This window comes from Intestinirhabdus alba (genome assembly GCF_009711095.1).
Classification (GTDB): Bacteria; Pseudomonadota; Gammaproteobacteria; order Enterobacterales; family Enterobacteriaceae; genus Intestinirhabdus; species Intestinirhabdus alba.
Genome location: NZ_WMJZ01000036.1, coordinates 11,747 through 30,905 on the forward strand (window position 1 = coordinate 11,747; position 19,159 = coordinate 30,905).

Sequence of the window (19,159 nt, forward strand, 5' to 3'; positions counted from 1 at the left end):
TGATGAATATTTTCTCTGAAGCTGCAAAACTTGAAGACCAGAATCGTCCATTCGCGCTGGCGCAGATTGTCGGTAGCCGCGGCTCCACGCCCAGACACTCGGCCCAGATGCTGATTCGCGACGATGGCTCCATCATCGGCACTATCGGCGGCGGGATGGTGGAGCGGAAGGTGATCGAAGAGGCGCTGGAGGCGCTGCGCGAGAAAGCGCCGCGTATGTTTCATGGCCGCATGGCGCGTACCGGTAGCGATGCGGTGGGGTCGGACTGCGGAGGCGCGATGACGGTTTATATCAGTGTACACGGTCTGCGTCCCCGTCTCGTGCTGGTTGGCGGCGGCCACGTTAACCGGGCCATCGCCCAGGGAGCCGCGGGGCTGGGATTCGATATTATTGTTGCCGATGTTTATGAAGAGAGCCTGCGTCCCGATCTTTTTCCGCCGACTACCCGCCTGCTACATGCGGAAACCTTCAGCGCGGCCATCGACAGGCTGGCGATATGCCCGGAAGACTTTGTGCTTATCGCCACCCATAACCAGGACCGCGAGGCGCTTGAAAAGCTGATCGAACGGCCGGTCGCCTGGCTGGGGCTGCTGGCCAGCCGCCGTAAGGTCCAGGTGTTTATCCGCCAGCTGCGCGAAAAGGGCGTGGCGGAGGAGCACATTGCGCGCCTGCGCGCGCCGGTAGGTTACAACATCGGTGCCGAGACGCCCAACGAGATCGCCATCAGCGTGCTGGCGGAAATACTCCAGGTTAAAAACCGCGCGTCCGGCGGCCTGATGACGGCGGCCCAGCCCCGGCAGCAGCTGCGGGTGGTGATTCGCGGGGCGGGTGATATTGCCACCGGGGTGGCGCTGCGCCTGTGGCACGCCGGATTCAAGGTATTTATGCTGGAGGTGGAAAAACCGACCGTGATCCGCTGCAGCGTCGCCTTCGCCCAGGCTATTTTTGACGGCGAGACGACGGTGGAAGGCGTGATGGCCCGCCGGGTCGACTCGGTGTCGGAGGCGGTGCGGACGGTGGAAAACGGCGTTATCCCGGTGCTGATCGATCCGACGGGGGAAACTCTCGGCGAGCTGAAGCCGACGGGGGTGGTTGACGCGATACTGGCGAAAGAGAATTTCGGCACCCACAGCGGAATGGCCCCGGCGGTTATTGCCCTTGGCCCCGGCTTTAGCGCCGGCGATGACTGCCATGCGGTGGTGGAGACAAACCGCGGCCACTGGCTGGGCAAGGTGATTTACCAGGGTAAAGCGCAGGAGAACACCGGGGTGCCGGGCAGCATTATGGGACATACCTCGCGCCGGGTGATCCGCGCGCCGGGTGCCGGAGTAATGCAGTCCCGGGTGCGGCTTGGCGATATCGTTAGCGAAGGCGATATTATCGCCACCGTTGGCGACGCCGAGATCAAGGCACCGCTGAGCGGCATGGTGCGCGGGCTGCTTAATGACGGGCTGGTGGTCAACAGCGGTTTTAAAATCGGCGATATCGATCCGCGCGGCGCGGATGCGGATTACACCACCGTTTCCGACAAGGCGCGGGCGATCGGCGGCGGGGTGCTGGAGGCGCTGATGACCCTGACGCACCGGGGAGTGAAGGCCAAAGAGGCGGTGCTGACGGTTGCCTGAGGCCGCGACGGGGCGGAGCGCCTGCCTTCGCGTCTCCCCGGATTGACGAGATCCGTGGCTGGCTCAGAGAGCCGGGGATACGGACCGAACTCTGGTTTATCCATCGTTTAGCCCGGCCCCGCGTCGGGCTTTTCCGCCCGCTGGGCCAACGGCTCCGCTGGCCATCGGCAGGCTGATGGTCAGTGCTTGTTAAAACACATTAAAAAGGAGGAAGACCGCGGGTCTTCCTCCTTTTCTGTTTCCGGCAGTCCTGCCCGGTAATCGGTGGGGCAGGGGCTGTTAGCGATCGGGGTTATCCCTCAATAACCGTACCGGTTTTCCCTTCGATGCCCTCTTTGGCCTTGCTGAGTACCGTGATCAGCGCCCGGCGGCCCGGACGGGAGCGGGCGAAGGAGGCGGCTGCCTCCACCTTGGGCAGCATGGAGCCTTTGGCGAAATGCCCTTCGCTGATGTAGCGCTCGGCGTCGCTGAGCGAAAGCTTGTCCAGCCACTGCTCGTTCGGCTTGCCGAAGTTAATGGCGACTTTTTCCACGGCGGTCAGGATGATCAGCATATCGGCGTCAATCATCGCCGCCAGCCGGGCGCTGGCCCAGTCCTTATCGATAACCGCGCTGGCCCCGCGCAGGTGGTTGCCCTCGCGGATCACCGGGATCCCGCCGCCGCCAGCGGTGATCACCACGTTGCCGGCCTCCATCAGCGACTTCACGCTCTCTTTTTCAATAATGTCTATCGGCTGCGGTGAAGCGACCACCCGACGATAGCCGCGACCGGCGTCTTCCTTCATGGTGTAGCCCTGGAGCGTAAGCTGTTCGGCCTCTTCCTTAGTGAAGAACGAACCGATAGGCTTGGTCGGGTTGCTGAAGGCCGGATCGTCGGCCGCCACCTCTACCTGAGTAATCAGGGTGGCCACCGGAATGTGCATATCCCGGGAGAGCAGCTCCTCGCGCAGGGCGTTTTGCAGGTCGTAGCCAATATAGCCCTGGCTGAGAGCCACGCAGACCGACATAGGCAGCATCGGAGTGTGTGCTTCGGTTTTTGCCGCGGCCTCGAAGGCGAGGTTAATCATCCCCACCTGCGGACCGTTGCCGTGGGTAACCACAACGCGATGGCCCTGGGCGATAAGATCGACGATAGCCTGCGCGGTCTGTTTCACCGCCTGCATTTGTCCGGCAAGATCGTCGCCTAAGGCGTTGCCGCCGAGGGCGAGAACAATTTTCTTACTCATTCGTTCCTCTCTTTAAGATGCATTCCCGCTTACGGGAACGTTAGCGGTTGAAAACGGGCGGCGGCGTAAGAAGCGTCCCTGACCCGCCGTGCCGGTAAAATTGCCGTTGTCAAAGATAGTCCGGCCGCGTGACAGGGTCTGGCGAATGGCCCCCTGACAGATAAAGCCTTCCCACGGTGAATAGTCGGCGTTGTCGTGCAGCATGGCATGACGAATGGTGGTGGTGCGGCGGGGATCGATGATGACAACGTCGCCGTCGGCCCCCGGAGCCAGCTGGCCCTTCTGCGGCCAGAGGCCGAAAAGCTTCGCCGGATTGGCGCTGGTCAGCGCCACAAAGCGTTCCGGGGTAATGCGCCCGGTCATTACGCCGTGGGAGAACAGCAGCAGCAGCCGGTTTTCAACGCCGGGCAGGCCGTTCGGGCAGCGGCTGAAATCGCCGCCGGAAAGCTGCTGGCGCTGGGCCATCGAGAAGGCGCAGTGGTCGGTGGCCACAGTGTCGATCGCCCCATCGGCGATCCCGCACCACAGGGCATCGTTGTTGCTGGCGTTGCGCAGCGGTGGGGTAAGGATAAATTTCAGCGCGTCTTCACGCTCGTAGCAGCGCTCGTCGAGCAGCAGGTACTGCGGGCAGGTTTCGACCCACACCGGCTGGCGGCGGCGGCGGGCGAGACGCAGGTACTCCAGCCCGAGGCCGTTTGAAAGGTGCACGATATACAGCGGGGCGTTGCCGGTCAGTTGGGCAAGGTTAATCATGCGCGCAATCGCCTCGGCCTCGCACTCCAGCGGGCGGCTCAGGGCATGGTAGCGCGGCGCGGTTTTGCCGGCAGCGAGAAATTCGGCGCGCTTTCTGGCGATGGCGGCATCGTTTTCCGGGTGAACGGTAGTCAGCGCCCCGGCCTGATTCAGGTGGCGCATCGCCTGCAGCGCTTCGTCATCGTTGAGCTTGTACTTATAGGTCAGATAGAGCTTGAAGCTGCTGATGCCTTCCTCGACCAGCAGTGGAATTTCATCGAGGATTGCGTGGTTAACGTGCTGGATCGTGCCGTGAAAGCTGTAGTCGATGACCGCCTTATAGGCGGCATAGTCCTGATACACCTCCAACTGGTGGCGCAGCCGACAGCCGGCGGGGCCGAATCCCATGTGGTCGACGATGGTGGTGGTTCCGCCGCAGGCGGCGGCACGGGTGCCGGTGAAGAAATCATCGCAGCTGCGGGCGTGGCCGACATCAATATTGAAGTGGGTGTGGACGTCAATGCCGCCCGGCATGACGTAGCAGCCTTCGGCATCAATGGTTTCACAAGGTTCGGCGGGGGTTATCTGTTCTGCGAGCTGGGCGATAAGGCCGTTTTCGATCAGCAGATCCTGCCTGGCCTGACCGTCGGCGTTGACGACGATACCATTTTTAATCAGTACGCGCATAAGTCACTCCGAACGCCCGCCGCGGCGCGGCGGGCGTGATTGCAGACTATATTACTCAGTCGCCAGCCAGCTCAGCGGGATAGCGGCATACATGGCGGCGCAGGTCACCAGATGCGATTTCCAGGTTTTCTCGTTCGGCGCGTGGGCTTCCGGCTCTTTACCCGGACCAAAGCCGATGACCGGGATACCGTGACGGCCCATAATGGAGACGCCGTTGGTGGAGAAGGTCCACTTATCTACTACCGGCGCTTTGCCGAACAGCCCTTCGTAGGCATTGCTCAGCGCGCGGACGGTGAAGTGATCTTCTTCCACTTTCCAGGTCGGGAAGTAGCACTCGGTTGGGTAAACCAGGCCGGTCCAGGAAGGACGCTCATAGTTGTACATCGACACCACGGCCTTGGCGTTTTGTACCGCAGGCAGCGCGCGGATTTCGTCCAGCGCGCCTTCCCAGGTTTCGCCCCAGGTCAGGCGGCGGTCGATGGAGATGGCGCAGCTGTCGGCAACGGCGCAGCGGCTGGGAGAGGTAAAGAAGATTTCTGAGACGGTGAGGGTGCCTTTGCCGAGGAACTCGTCGTTGCCGAGATTCTGAGACAGGGTCTGCAGCTCGTTGAGGATCGGTCCCATTTTGAAGATGGCGTTGTCGCCGCGCTCCGGCGCTGAACCATGGCAGCTGACGCCCTGAACCTCAACGCGGATTTCCATACGGCCGCGCTGGCCGCGATAGATCTGGCAGTCCGTTGGCTCGGTACTGACCACGAACTCCGGACGAATGCCGGACTGCTCGATGATGTACTGCCAGCACAGGCCGTCGCAGTCTTCTTCCTGCACGGTGCCGGTCACCAGCAGGGTATATTCATCTTCCAGGCCAAGATCCTTGATGATTTTACCGGCGTAAACCATGGAGGCCATGCCGCCCTCCTGGTCGGACGCGCCGCGGCCGCCGATCAGCTCGTCGGTTTCCATGCCTTCATAGGGATCGAAGGTCCAGTTTTTGATGTTGCCGATGCCGACGGTGTCGATGTGCGCATCCATTGCGACCAGGCGCGGGCCGTGGCCGATGTAGCCCAGCACGTTGCCCATCGGGTCAATTTCAACTTTGTCGAAACCGACTTTTTCCATCTCTTCTTTAATGCGATGAACAACGCGCTTTTCGTCGCTGCTTTCGCTCGGGATGGCGATCATGTCGCGCAGGAAGCGGGTCATGTCCTGCTTATAGTCGTTTGCTTTTTCAAGAATCAGTTTAAACGGAATTTGCTTAGCCATGGATCGATCTCCAGTCCTTAACTTCCCCGTTCGGGGAATGAATTTGTTAGCGTTCGGTAGAATTAATTAGCGGCCGGCAGCTTGCCTTCCCAGACCACTTCCCGGTAGTGCTTAACGTCGGTGTCGCCTTCGGTACTGATCACCAGCACCACGGAGTCAGCGTTCAGCCCCAGCTTGTCCATCAGCGCCTGGCGCTGCGGATGGAAGTGAACGGCGGCCAGAATGCCAAGACCCACCGCGCCCGACTCACCGGAAATGATGCGCGGATCGTGGCCCGTCGGGTTGCCCAGCACGCGCATACCGAGAGCGGCGACGGCGTCCTGGCAGGAGATAAACTGAGTGGCGCAGTCGCGGAGAATTTTCCAGCCCAGCGGGTTCGGTTCGCCGCAGGCCAGCCCGGCCATAATGGTGGCCATACTGCCGCCGACGTTGACCATTTCACCCTTCACGCCCGAGCGGTAGATGCAGTCCGCCAGCTCCGGCTCGACGATGACCGAGTGCAGATCGCGCGCGCCGAAAACGTCCACCAGGTAGCCCAGCACGCCGCCGGCCATCGCGCCGACGCCGGCCTGTAGAAAGACGTGGGTGGGGCGGCTGATGCCCATCGCGGCCATCTGCTCAACGGCTTCATCCGCCAGGGTGGCATAGCCCTGCATGATCCAGGTCGGGATTTTGGTGTAACCTTCCCAGGCCGTATCCTGAACGACTTCCCAGCCGTTTTTCTGCGCCATCTGCATGGTGAAACGCACGGTGTCGTCGTAGTTCATGTCGGTGACGATGCACTCGGCACCGAGGCGCAGAATGGCGTCAACGCGCTCCTGAGCCGAGCCTTTCGGCATGTAAATGACCGCGTTCTGCCCCAGCTGCTGGGCCGCCCAGGCCACGCCGCGGCCGTGGTTGCCGTCGGTGGTGGTGGCGAAGGTCATTTTTTCTTTAATGGTGGACTTCAGGGTGTCGAAGGAAAGCGCATCGATATCCAGGCTATATTTTTCGCACAGCAGCTGCGCGATAGCGTAGGCACCGCCCAGCATTTTGAAAGCGTTAAGGCCGAAGCGCTGCGACTCGTCCTTGACCAGAATACTGTTCACGCCGAACAGCGCGGCCAGGTCCTTCAGGGCGTGCAGTGGCGTCGGCTTATAGCCGGCAATCTTTTGGTGGAAATGCCGCGCCTGCTGCGCCTGCTGGCGGGAGAACAGCGGTGAGGTTTCTCCCGTAAAAAAGCGGTTGTCGGCAATATCCATTTTCAGTGAAAAAGCAGACATAAACTGTCCTTATTCTTCGTGACGAAGTCGTTGAAGCTGGCCGGCCCGAGGGCCGGCCAGCCGGAGGGTTACTTGATGCGTTTTTCTGCGTCGGCCAGCAGTTGAGCCAGCGCCTGGCCCGGCATGGCGTATTTACGGCAGAGGATCATGGCGGCGATGATGTACGGCTTCCAGCTTGCCTCTTTGTAGGTGGCGATGCGGTATTTTTCGAAGACCGCTTCCGTGACTTCACCTTCCGCGCAGGATACGCCGGTGATATCGGCCGGCAGACAGTGCATATACAGCGCTTCGCCGTTGCGGGTGTGCTTCATCATCTCTTCGGTGCAGTGCCAGTCTTTGTGCTTCGCGTTCTGTGCCAGGCACTCTTTTTCTAACGCCTTCAGCCCGTCGTGGTCGTTTGCGCGCAGCAGCTCGGTGCGTTTTTCCATCACTTTATACGGTGCCCATGACTTCGGATAAACGATGTCCGCATCTTTGAAGGCCTCTTCCATGCTGGTTACCTGGCGGAAGCTGCCGCCGGAGGCGCTGGCGTTTTTCTTCGCTACTTCGATAACGTCCGGGATCAGGTCATAGCCTTCCGGATGCGCCAGGGTAACGTCCATGCCGAAGCGGGTCATCAGGCCGATAATCCCCTGCGGAACGGAAAGCGGCTTGCCGTAGCTTGGAGAGTAGGCCCAGGTCATGGCGATTTTTTTGCCCTTCAGGTTTTCCAGAGAGCCGAAGTGCTCACGCAGCCAGGCCAGGTCGGCCATCGACTGGGTGGGGTGGTCGATATCGCACTGCAGGTTGACCAGCGCCGGACGCTGCGGCAGAACGCCCTGCTTGTAGCCGTCGTCCAGCGCTTCGCCGACTTCACGCATATAGGCGTTACCGGCCCCGAGATACATATCGTCACGGATACCGATGGCGTCGGCGCAGAACGAGATCATGTTGGCGGTTTCGCGCACGGTTTCGCCGTGGGCGATCTGCGATTTGCCTTCATCCAGATCCTGCTGCGCCAGGCCCAGCAGATTCAGCGCTGAGGCATAGGAGAAGCGGGTGCGGGTGGAGTTATCGCGGAAGACGGAAATGCCGAGGCCGCTCTTAAAGACCCGGGTGGCGATGTTTTCAGAACGCAGCGTTTTAAGAGCCTCTGCGACATCCAGTACCTGTTTCAGTTCTTCCGGCGTCTGTTCCCACGTCAGCAGGAAGTCTTTCTCGTGCAGGTTAGAGTTAAGTTTGTTGATTTCCTTAATCAGTTCGTTAACAGTTTTCATTTTTCAATCCTGGTAGTGAATGACGGGCTTGTTAATAACATTGCTGTACGGTCGGAAAGAGTGGCGCTGAAATAACGACTGTCAGCACTGATATAACACTAACAATAAGCGTGCCAGTTCCATTTCCACCGGGAGACAAAGAGAAAGGATACGAAGAATATGCGAAGATGGTCACAAAATAATGGGGCGTCGCCGGTCAAAAGATAAATAAAGGCTATATGCCCCCCTTTACGCGCTGACGGAACCGGCCTTTCAGACGATGAAATATCACGCCGGCGCGCCGGATAAACGCCAAATTGATAAAAGCGTTGCGCTGATTATCATATTGATAGCAAAATGTGATACCACTTACATATTTCTCTTAAGATGATAAAAAGTAAACGCCACAACGTTTTCTCAAGGCTCAGGGAGAGTATCCTTATCAAAGTAATAAAGTAGCTGCTATCTCATGGCTTTCTTTTGGTTAGTGATATTAAGAGGTCTATTATGGTTACCTCCAGCACTTCATCCATGCTGATGAAAATTCAGCCTACAATTCAACGCTTTGCTCGTATGCTTTCCAGCGTATTGCAGCTTGAGGTCGAGATTGTTGATAACACTTTATGTCGCGTTGCCGGAACGGGCGTGTATGGAAAACTTCTGGGAAGAAAATTAAGTACAGATTCGCGACTTTTACGTTACATAATAGAAACAAAAAAAGAGAAAGTTGTTACCCACTCACGTTTTGATCCGCTGTGTAAAGGTTGTCTGAATAAAGACAACTGTAAAGAAAAAGCCTTTCTGGGTACGCCGGTTATTTATCAGGAGCAGTGCGTAGGGGTTATTAGCCTGGTGGCGCTCACCTGCGAGCAGCAGGAGCGTATCAATGATAATATCCAGGAATTTTCAGATTACGTCCGCCACGTCTCCTCAATATTTGTTTCACGTTTTCTGGAAGATCAGGGCGGCAGTGATAATCTGCAGAAAATGTTTACTACTATAATCGGTAATATGGATCAGGGCGTGCTGGTGATTAACCAGGATCAGAAAGTCGAGCACGCCAATCAGGCCGCGTTAAAAATCCTCGGCGTCAGCCACGGCACGATGATCGGTAAGAGCATTAATTTCCGCCCGCTCACCTTTGCGCAGAACTTTATTCGCGGCCACGTGCAGCACGTGATCGCCTTTGATGATAAGAAAGAGCTGGTTATCGGCCAGCTGCACGCGATTCAGGATCGGTGGCTGTTCCTGATGGCGTTTCACCAGTCCCACGCCTCGGCGGACTCTATGCCGCTGCAGGACGGGCCGCAGATTGAACAGATGGTGGGAGAATGCCGCCCGATGCGCCAGCTTAAGAAGCTGATCGGCCGCGTCGCGCCCAGCCCGTCAAGCGTGATGATTGCCGGCGAGAGCGGCACCGGTAAAGAGGTAGTCGCCAGGGCGATTCACAAGCTAAGCGACCGTCAGGCCAAGCCCTTTATCGCGATAAACTGCGCGGCGATCCCGGAACAGCTGCTGGAGAGCGAGCTGTTCGGCTATGTGAAAGGGGCGTTTACCGGGGCGTCGACAAACGGCAAAACCGGACTGATTCAGGCGGCCAACAACGGCACGCTGTTCCTGGATGAAATTGGCGATATGCCGCTTACCCTCCAGGCCAAGCTGCTGCGAGCGATAGAGTCCCGCGAGGTGCAGCCCGTCGGGGCCAGCAATCCGGTGCCGGTCGATATCCGTATCATTTCGGCAACCAACCAGAACCTGGAGCAGTTTATCGCCGACGGCAAATTCCGCGAGGATCTCTACTACCGCCTTAACGTGATTCCCATTCGGCTGCCGCCGCTGCGCGAGCGTCAGGACGATATCGAACTGCTTATCCACCACTTTCTGCAGCTGCATACCCGGCGTCTTGACCTGGTCTACCCCGGCATATCGCCGGAGGTGATCGCCTTCCTGAAAAGCTACCGCTGGCCGGGCAATATCCGCGAGCTGAGCAACCTGATGGAGTATCTGGTTAACGTGGTGCCGTCCGGTGAGGTGATTGATATGACGCTGCTGCCGCCGAATATGGTCACCAGAAGCAAGAGCGTTGTGCAGGAGCCTGGCCGCCACGCTGAGCCTGAGGTAATAAAAGAAAAAGAGTCGGTGACGGCGCTGGAAGAGATGGAAAAGCAGATGATCTGCGACGCGCTGGCCCGCTACAGCAATAAGAAGCAGGCGGCCGATAAGCTGGGCATCGGCATCGCGACCCTTTACCGTAAAATTAAAAAGTATGAGCTGGTTGGCGTTTAGCGCAGAGGCGGCAGTATCACTCTGAGACGACGTCTATCATAATTGCGTGCCTCCGCTGATAATTAAGCCGCGCACCCTTTTCCGCACGGGGGCGCAGGCGTTCGCGCCAGAGGCGCGCAGCGCTTTGCCCACGCTTTCCCCGCAGCCGGCCGTAAGACGATGGCTGCGCGGTTTCAGCCCCCGGGCGCGGGTCAGCAACGCGCCCTCATGTTGTCAGACCCGCCAGTCGTTCACTTCGTTCTGATAATGCCTCTCCGATCCAGCGCCAGCGCCCGCTAAGGGATATCGCCCTGACCGGTTCGCTTTTCATTCCCTTAGCCTGGGCCAGGGTGCTTGCTCGCTTCAGTCTTCATTTTTGTTCATTTTTTCGGCGGGTGGCACTGTTTTTGCCTTTTCAGTTTGGCTTCGGCCGCCGCGGCGGTCGGTATACAAACACAATAAGGACAGAACATGATACAGATGAATGAAAATATGACTGCCTCACCCGTATCACCTCTGAGTCAATTTTTTGCGAAGTCCCGCACCATTGCCAGACCCGGCTTTAACCGCTGGCTGGTGCCGCCCGCCGCGCTGGCGGTGCATTTATGCATCGGAATGGCCTATGGGTTTTCCGTATTCTGGCTGCCGATGTCCCGTCTGGTGGGGGGAAGCGCGCCGCTACAGTGCCCCGTCGGGATGTCATTCTGGCAGCAGTTAGTGACCCAGCAGTGCGACTGGAAAATTTCCCTCCTCGGCTGGACCTATACGCTGTTCTTCGTTTTTCTCGGCTGCTCGGCCGCGCTGTGGGGAAGCTGGCTTGAGAAGGTCGGGCCGCGGCTGGTCAGCTTTGTTGCTACCCTGTGCTGGTGCGGCGGGCTGCTGCTCTCCAGCGCGGCAATCTACTTCCATCAGCTTTGGCTGCTGTGGCTGGGGGCCGGGATGATTGGCGGTATTGGCCTGGGGCTGGGCTATATTTCGCCGGTTTCCACGCTGCTGCGCTGGTTTCCCGATAAGCGCGGAATGGCTGCCGGGATGGCGATTATGGGCTTCGGCGGCGGGGCGCTGGTCGGCGCGCCGTTAGCCAACTGGCTGATGAATTTTTTTGCCGACGGGCAGAGTAGCGGCGTCTGGCAGAGCCTGCTGGCCCTGGCGGCGATCTATTCGCTGTTTATGCTGTGCGGCACCTTTGGCTACCGCCTGCCGCCGATGGGCTGGCACCCGACGGGGGACAAAGCGGAGAAGGTCAGCCGCGGTAACACCGCCGTCCAGGTGCACGTCAGCGTGGCATGGCGCACCCCGCAGTTCTGGCTGCTGTGGCTGGTGCTGTGGCTTAACGTAACCGCCGGGATCGGTATCCTGGGCATGGCGTCGCCGATGCTGCAGGAGATCTTTGCCGGCAAGCTGATCGCCACCAACCTCAGCTGGCAGGAGCTGAACGGTGAACAGCTGAAGCGCATTGCCACCATGGCCGCGGGCTTTACCGGACTGCTGAGCTTGTTTAATATCCTGGGCCGCTTTTTCTGGGCCTCGGTATCGGATCTGTTCGGCAGAAAAGCGACCTTCGCGCTGATCTTCCTGCTGGGGATCCTGCTGTACGGCACCCTGCCGCTGACCAACCACGCCGGCTACGTGGCCCTGTTCGTCTGCGCGCTGTGCGTGATTATCTCTATGTACGGCGGCGGCTTCGCCACCATCCCGGCCTATCTTGCCGACGTCTTTGGCTCGCAAATGGTGGGGGCCATCCACGGCCGCCTTCTGACGGCCTGGTCGGCCGCGGGCATCAGCGGGCCGGTGCTGGTCAATTATCTGCGCGAGTATCAGCTGGCGCAGGGGATCTCCCCGGAGCGGGTGTACGATATCACGCTGCTGGCGCTTACCGGCCTGCTGGTGGTGGGCTTTATCTGTAACCAGCTGGTGCGCCCGGTTCCGGAGAAATATGTTATGACCGCCGAGCAGCAGCAGCAGGCGAAGGGGTTGTACACCATTAATAAATCGGCGCAGCTGACGTGGGAGCCAGAACCCGCGCCGGTGCTGCTGACCCTGTGCTGGATAGCCGTCGGCGTGCCGCTGCTGTGGGGCGTCGGCGCGACGCTGGGGCAGGCGGTAAATTTCTTTATGTGATTGTCTCAACCCGATGCCCGGCGGCGGCCGCGAACGCCGGTCGGGCGTAAGCAATGAACGTAATAACTTCAATAGGCTGGCGAATAATTCGCCAGTAAACCACGAAACGATAAAGATCGCACGATGCATCAAATCAGCCTGTCGGGGCGCGTTCGGCCCTGGCAGGGCTGAAATCGCGCGCCACGCCTGGGTTTCGGATTTTCGAAGCATAAATCATCTTTCTGGTCAATTTATTTCTAAGTGAAATAACCTGTATGAATTATTTGAAAAAGTGGTATTTTTTATGCCACTTTCATTGTGTGTAAATGAATGTAAAGAACGAGCTTTCTCACTTCTCGTGAAAGATGCCTTTGTAAAGTTTCAAAAGGAAAGTATTTCTTATGAATTACTCGAAACGCCTGTGGGTGACGCTGCTGGTCATCTGTCTCTTTTCGTTTGGCGTACTTCTATGGCTTGGTGGTGAAATTTACCAGCAGGCTCCACCGATCCCTGAACGTGTCGTGACTACCGATGGCGCTACCGTCTATACCGGAAAACAAATTCAAGACGGCCAGCAGGCCTGGTTCGCCGCCGGCGGCCAGCAGCTTGGCTCCGTATGGGGACACGGCAGCTACGTCGCGCCCGACTGGTCCGCTGACTGGCTGCACCGCGAAGCGCTGGCGCTGCGCGACATCATCGCTCAGGAGAAATTCCACGGAGCGTTTGACGCGCTGCCGGCCGAGCAGCAGGTGGTTGCCGGTGAGCTGATGAAGCAGGAAATGCGCCGCAACACCTGGGACGCAGAGCGTAATGTGATCGTGATTACGCCCCAGCGCGCGCAGGCGATTCGCCAGCTCTCCGCCCACTATGAAGGGCTGTTCAGCGACGCGCCGGCGTTCCATCAGCTGCGCGTCGACTATGCGATGAAAGAGAATACGCTCTCTTCCGCCGCCGATCGTGCCGACCTGAGCGCCTTTTTCTTCTGGAGCGCCTGGGCCGCGACGACCGATCGTCCGGGTGACAACATTACTTACACCAGCAACTGGCCCCATGAGCCGCTGGTGGGCAATACCCCGAGCGCCAGCCTGGGCATCTGGTCTATCGCCAGCGTGATCCTGCTGCTGGCCGGCATCGGCGCGCTGGTGTGGTATCACATGCGCGATGAAGAGGAAACGGTTAAAACCTCTCCCCAGACGGACCCGCTGTTTAACGTCAGGCTGACCCCGTCCATGCGGGCGACCACCAAGTATTTCTACGTGGTTATCGCGCTATTCCTGGTGCAGATCCTGCTCGGCTCGCTGACCGCGCACTATGCGGTGGAGGGCCAGGACTTCTTCGGTATTCCGCTGTCGCGCATTCTGCCGTATACGGTGCTGCGCAGCTGGCATACCCAGCTGTCGGTGCTGTGGATCGCCACCGCCTGGCTGGCTACCGGTCTCTATATTGCGCCGCTGATCTCCGGTCATGAGCCGCGCTTCCAGCGCGCCGGCGTCAACATTCTGTTTGTTGCGCTGCTGGTGCTGGTGGTGGGTTCGCTGGCGTTCGGCTGGATGAGCACTATGGGGTATTTCGACGCGGAGCAGAACTTCTATATTGGTTCTCAGGGTCTGGAATTCACCAACATGGGCCGCATGTGGCAGTGGCTGCTGTTTGCCGGCCTGATTATCTGGCTGCTGCTGGTGGGCCGCGCGCTCTGGCCGGCGATTTCTCGTCCTTCCGAGAACCGTGGCCTGATCACCCTGATGTTCCTCGCCGCCGTCTGTATTGGCCTGTTTTACGCCAGCTCCCTGATGTGGGGCTACCGCGCGCACTACGCCATTATTGAATACTGGCGCTGGTGGCTGGTGCACCTGTGGGTGGAAGGTTTCTTTGAGGTGTTCGCTACCGCGGTTATCGCGCTTATCTTCTGCCGCCTGGGGCTGATCCGCCCGGCCGTGGCCGATAAAGCGACGCTGTTTTCCACGATTATCTTCCTGTTCGGCGGTATCCTCGGCACGCTGCACCACCTGTACTTTACCGGCGCACCGATCTCGGTGATTGCCTGGGGCGCTATCTTCTCCGCGCTGGAAGTGGTTCCGCTGTCCATCGTGGGTATTGAAGCCGCCCATAACTATCGCCTGCTGAATAAAGCACCGTGGATACAGCGCTACCGCTGGATGATCGTCTTCTTCGTCTCCGTCGCCTTCTGGAACATGGTCGGGGCTGGCCTGCTGGGCTTTGCCATTAACCCGCCAATTTCCCTCTACTATGTTCAGGGCCTGAACCTGACGGCGGCACACGGCCACGCGGCGCTGTTTGGCGTGTACGGGCTGCTGGGGATTGGCCTGATGCTGTTCTGTCTGCGCGGCCTGATGGAGGATCACGTCTGGATCGACGGCCTGCTGAAATGGGCCTTCTGGCTGATGAACATTGGCCTGGCGTGGATGGTCTTTGTGACCCTGGTGCCGGTGGGTATTTACCAGGCGTGGGCCAGCGTGGATAAAGGGCTGTGGTTCGCCCGTTCTGCAGAGGTGGTGCACTCATCCGTAGTGGAAACCCTGGTCTGGCTGCGCGTACCGGGCGACATTATCTTTGGCGTCGGTGGTCTGCTGCTGGCCGTCTTCGCTCTGCGTCTGCTGGTTAAAGTAAAACGGCGTTAAAAGCGGTGCCTGGCCTGCGGGTCGGGCATCGTCTGAGCCGTGGCTCTTCACGGTAAGCTTGTGAAAAACGGCGGCGGGGGAGGTTGAGCGCCCTGTCTTAACGCCCGCGCCGCCGTTCTTTGTCCATCTGAGCAGAGCGGACCTCTTCCTTATACAGAGAACGCCAGCCCTCCCGGGCTACGCCGCCATCCGCAAAGCACGCCCTATTCTGCGGCGGTCCGAATTCGAACCCCCCGCGTTGCAAATTGTTTTCTGACCTTTCATCTGCCTGATGGCATATACTCTCTGCGAACTTTTATAAGGAGATAGTATGTTGAAGAAATTGATTTCGCTGATTTTGCTGGCGACCACGTTGAGCGTTTTTACCCCGATAGCCGCGGCGCAGCCAGCGGCAAGGCCTGAGGTTGCTGAGAAGGTTAAAGCCTGGTATGGAACGGAAGGGATTAAGGTCTGGACGCTGCGCTATGGTCCCCTGAGCGATAAAAAAGCCCTGGTGCAGATTACCGATGTGGACCACCCGTGGAATAAAAAAATTCAGCTTATGGACGTGGAAAGTAAGGGCGAACGGCGTAAGTACAGCATCATGCTGGAGGGGAAAAAGTATGTCGTGCTGGTCATGGAACGCTACAGCTTTGGTGAAGTTTACCTGCCCGGCGAGCCTACGGCTTACGCGATTTCCTATAGCGAAGACCTCTCTTCTGAGGGGAACGCCCAGCATTTTCTGACGGACTGGCTTAATCAGGAAGAGGCCCGGGAGCAGGCCCAGCCACAGACTGAAGCGCCGGCCCAGCCGAAAACCGAGGCGTAAACACCTTGTCTCCCGCGGCGAGATAGCGGCGGGGGACATATTATCCCTTCCCGGCTACGCCGGCTCGCGGGGAATGACCGCATCGGGCCGTTTCCCGGATGCCGGAACGGTTCCGGCGATGTGCTCAGACTTCCTGTTTATGGATACTCCGCCGCTGTTCAGGCGGCAAAAATTTTTCCGGACGGAGTTATTTACTGACGTACCGGCTGCGGGAAGCATTTTTCAAAGCCCTTTTTGGCGGCAGCGTACGCTCTGTACAAACGCGGCTGACGCTTATCTTGTCGTTCAGGGCATCGATGCGTCTCTGTTTTCCCTGTCTCTTTCTCTCCTCCAGCGCCCTCTACCCTGTTTTATTCTGACCCTGTGACAAGGCGTAAAGCATTATCAACAGCCGTAAAAGAAGGAGACCATAAGGTCAAATCACACCGCAGGCGAGCGGCAAATTTGCCAGTAATGAGATGTTCCCGCCGTAGGTGGCTCCAGGGAAGAGATATCTCTTATTTATCCACTGAGGTATACCGCGTGATAAATCGGCCGGGAATTGCCTGAGCGTCGCCGTGACCAGCAAGAGCCAGGGGCGGTGCGTCATTTGTCTGACGCAAACTCTGCCAGAAAGATGACGGAAATATTTAAATAAGATCTCATTGTTTTTTTTGATAAATCGTTGGTTTATCTCTTCCCTTATTAAATTTATCTCTCTTTATCCGGAAGGAAGATTCTGATTAAACGTTCCGTAAAGGGGAATTTATCTTATATATGCTCTGGTAAATGGTTTTACCTGCTCCTGCCAACCCCGGTATGCTGTCGACGCTGCTTTTTGATCCGGTTTTTTTTCGATCTGCTACTTTCTGGCGTTTATTCTCCTTATTTAGAATAAGCTTCAATGATTGCCGGAAGGCAGAAGATTCTTATTGTTTACTATTGTTGCATTTATGTGTCTTTTTGAGTGTTTTTGGTTGTTTAAGTAAAATTAACGCCCGGTAATGGTTAATAATAGACCTTGAATGCCTTATTTTTTTATGATTTATTGATCTTGATCATTAAACTGGGATTTTGGTGTATTAAAACGCAGGGAGGGGTTCAGAAAATTCTGCTTACCCGTTATATTGATAGCCTTAACTTCGTAAATGGAATATGAAGGAATTCTTAGATGGAACGTTCTCTTGTAACCCCCTGTTTTCCGAATCAGGATGGAGTATTTGCCGCCGATCGCATTTATCGGATGTTTGAGCCTCTCCTTAAACGAGACTCAACGCGGCGGCTGGTGCTATCCCTGTCTTTTTCTTAAATCTGCATAACTTTTATTTGCTTTTGCCAACTAGAATCGTCTGATTTTAGGTGAAAGGGATAGGCAATGTACTTTATTTATTTGATAATAAGTTATGCGCTGCTTTTATATATTTGTCATGTTTAAGACTACAGGACCGTAGGTGGGGTTATTTACCTGAATACTGACGAACATTAAGCACATTGAACGTTTAATCACCGCTTTTCAGCCATCTGAAGCCGTTAGCGTATATATCATTGAAATGAATTTATGAAGTTCTTTTCAGGGATTTGTTGTATTTGAAACATGAGCAAATGGAGTTGTTATATGTCTGAGTCAGAAAAAACTACAAGGCCCGGAGAGGAGTGCGTCAGGTTTAAAAAACGTTATCTGGCAGGCCTTGTCAGCACTCTGCTGGTTACCAGCTACCCCTTTACAACCGCGGCGGCACCGCTCTTTGTGGCTGATGATAATCACGATTCGAAGGTGGAGATCAACGGCGGCACCTATGATGCCGCATATAACAAATGGGCTGATGCCGTTATATTTGCCAGCGGCACTGGGAAAGAGATTAACGCCAGAGACATTACCATCACCACCACTGATGAGACTAACGATAATAAATCGGTTTTTGTCGAGAATGGTGCCACAGTCACGTTGAATAAAGCGACCATTAACAGCGCTGTTCTGCGCAGCTCCGGCGGGACGCTGAATCTGTATGGCGTCGACATCAATAACGCTATGAGCACCAATATTGTCAGCGCCGCTCAAAATGGTTTCCTGAATATTAAAGATAGTACGATTAATTTCCTGAATGGGATTTATGGCTATGGGCTGGTGACCGCCGATGGCGTAACGGTAGATATTGATAACCTTACCACCAACGGTGAGGGGTATTTTGCTGAAACAAACGGTAAGATCAATAACAGCACGTTTAACCACTCCTCCATTTTTACCGGTATGGCAAGCGTTGGCTCCACGCTGACGCTGGATAACACCCATATTTTTAATAAACATATCGATAGTAATGGCCGCGGGGGCGCAGGTTTCTCCCTGACCAAAAAGAGTAACATCGATTTTCAGCACGGGACGATAGAGAGCGCCGGGAAAGCGCTTGAAATTATCGCCAGTGAATTTACCGGTAACGATCTGAAGATTAGCTCGATGCTGGATCGGGCCGTTGAGGCTACTCAGGGAAGTACGCTTACCCTGACCGATACAGAGGTCGGCGGCACCATCGGAATATATGCCAACGCCTCCACCGTAAATCTGACTGACGTCGACATCAGGCTGGAAGCCCCGGCGGCCTCTGTGGTTTATAGCCAGGGCATATGGCTGTTAAATACCACTAACTGTACCGGCACATGCGGCACCGCGCAGCTTACCCGCACCAATGTCGAAACGAAAGGCGATACCTCCCATGCTATTTCAGTCACGGCGGGGGCCAGCGCGAAGATAGACGATTCGGTTCTGATCACCCACGGCGAAAAGGCGTATGGGGTTCATATTGCCGGCGGGAATAGCAGCGCGTCGCCATCGGTGGTAACAATGACCGGCGGGGAAATCACCACCTCCGGCAAGGACTCCCACGGCGTGCTGGTGCGCAACGGGCAAATGAGCAAAGCGATACTGAAGGATATGACGATCGCCAACTCGGGCGAGTATTCGGCCGCGATGGGCGTCTGGGAAGGGGCCTCCCTGGAGGCCACCAATGTCACCGTCAACAGCAGCGGCCTGAACAGCGATATCTTCTACCTGCGCGACGGCAGCGCCCTGCTGCGCAACAAGCTGACCGTGAGGGACAGCACCCTGGTGAACAGCCAGGGGAACGCCATTTACGGCCACGGCTTCAGTAAAATACTGCTGCAGAACTCCACCGTCACGGCTAAGGGGCGGCTGCTTACCGCCTACTCCGGCTCCGATATCCAGCTGGATCTGGATAAAACCATCGCGACGGGCGATATCAAGGCCGCCGCCGACGCCAGCGTCACTCTGTCGCTGCTTAACGCCTCCCGCCTGACCGGCGCGGTCAGCGGGGTGAACGACTTCAG

The 19,159-nt window shown here is 57.1% G+C and carries 11 protein-coding genes; 6 read left to right on the forward strand and 5 right to left on the reverse strand.

The annotated features are described in order from the left end of the window. Positions 1-2 precede the first annotated feature (2 nt). Positions 3-1,625, forward strand: a complete 1,623-nt coding sequence (gene yqeB, locus GJV78_RS19350) for a selenium-dependent molybdenum cofactor biosynthesis protein YqeB (RefSeq protein ID WP_155109859.1) — start codon at positions 3-5, stop codon at positions 1,623-1,625. 292 nt (positions 1,626-1,917) lie between these two features. Here the strand turns inward: yqeB and arcC are convergent, their stop codons facing one another. The 5 genes from arcC to ygeW all read right to left on the reverse strand — a co-directional run bounded on the left by arcC (position 1,918) and on the right by ygeW (position 8,050). Continuing rightward, positions 1,918-2,850 (reverse strand): carbamate kinase, encoded by a 933-nt coding sequence (gene arcC / locus GJV78_RS19355; protein WP_155109850.1) that lies wholly within the window; start codon positions 2,848-2,850, stop codon positions 1,918-1,920. A 12-nt stretch (positions 2,851-2,862) separates the two neighbouring features. Then, complete coding sequence (hydA, locus tag GJV78_RS19360) at positions 2,863-4,269, reverse strand: dihydropyrimidinase (protein WP_155109851.1); 1,407 nt, start codon at positions 4,267-4,269, stop codon at positions 2,863-2,865. A 51-nt stretch (positions 4,270-4,320) separates the two neighbouring features. Continuing rightward, entirely contained in the window at positions 4,321-5,532 is a 1,212-nt protein-coding gene (locus GJV78_RS19365) for a YgeY family selenium metabolism-linked hydrolase (protein ID WP_155109852.1), read from the reverse strand. 62 nt (positions 5,533-5,594) lie between these two features. Continuing rightward, positions 5,595-6,794, reverse strand: a complete 1,200-nt coding sequence (dpaL, locus tag GJV78_RS19370; RefSeq protein ID WP_155109853.1) for a diaminopropionate ammonia-lyase — start codon at positions 6,792-6,794, stop codon at positions 5,595-5,597. A gap of 68 nt (positions 6,795-6,862) precedes the next feature. Further along, positions 6,863-8,050, reverse strand: a complete 1,188-nt coding sequence (ygeW, locus tag GJV78_RS19375) for a knotted carbamoyltransferase YgeW (protein WP_155109854.1) — start codon at positions 8,048-8,050, stop codon at positions 6,863-6,865. A gap of 486 nt (positions 8,051-8,536) precedes the next feature. On the opposite strand from ygeW, the gene GJV78_RS19380 reads away from it, so the two are divergent. From GJV78_RS19380 to GJV78_RS19400, 5 genes are all read left to right on the forward strand, one after another. Further along, positions 8,537-10,315: a sigma-54 interaction domain-containing protein gene (locus GJV78_RS19380; RefSeq protein WP_155109855.1), complete on the forward strand. Its 1,779-nt coding sequence runs from the start codon at positions 8,537-8,539 to the stop codon at positions 10,313-10,315. Between the two features lie 450 nt (positions 10,316-10,765). Then, positions 10,766-12,415, forward strand: coding sequence for an OFA family MFS transporter (locus tag GJV78_RS19385; RefSeq protein ID WP_155109856.1), 1,650 nt, complete (start codon positions 10,766-10,768; stop codon positions 12,413-12,415). A 380-nt stretch (positions 12,416-12,795) separates the two neighbouring features. Next, positions 12,796-15,033, forward strand: coding sequence for a nitric-oxide reductase large subunit (locus GJV78_RS19390; RefSeq protein ID WP_155109857.1), 2,238 nt, complete (start codon positions 12,796-12,798; stop codon positions 15,031-15,033). A 310-nt stretch (positions 15,034-15,343) separates the two neighbouring features. After that, positions 15,344-15,841, forward strand: a complete 498-nt coding sequence (locus GJV78_RS19395) for a hypothetical protein (protein WP_209439271.1) — start codon at positions 15,344-15,346, stop codon at positions 15,839-15,841. 1,594 nt (positions 15,842-17,435) lie between these two features. Beyond that, positions 17,436-19,159, forward strand: a 1,724-nt coding sequence (locus GJV78_RS19400) for a hypothetical protein (protein WP_155109858.1), incomplete at its 3' end; no start/stop codon positions are given.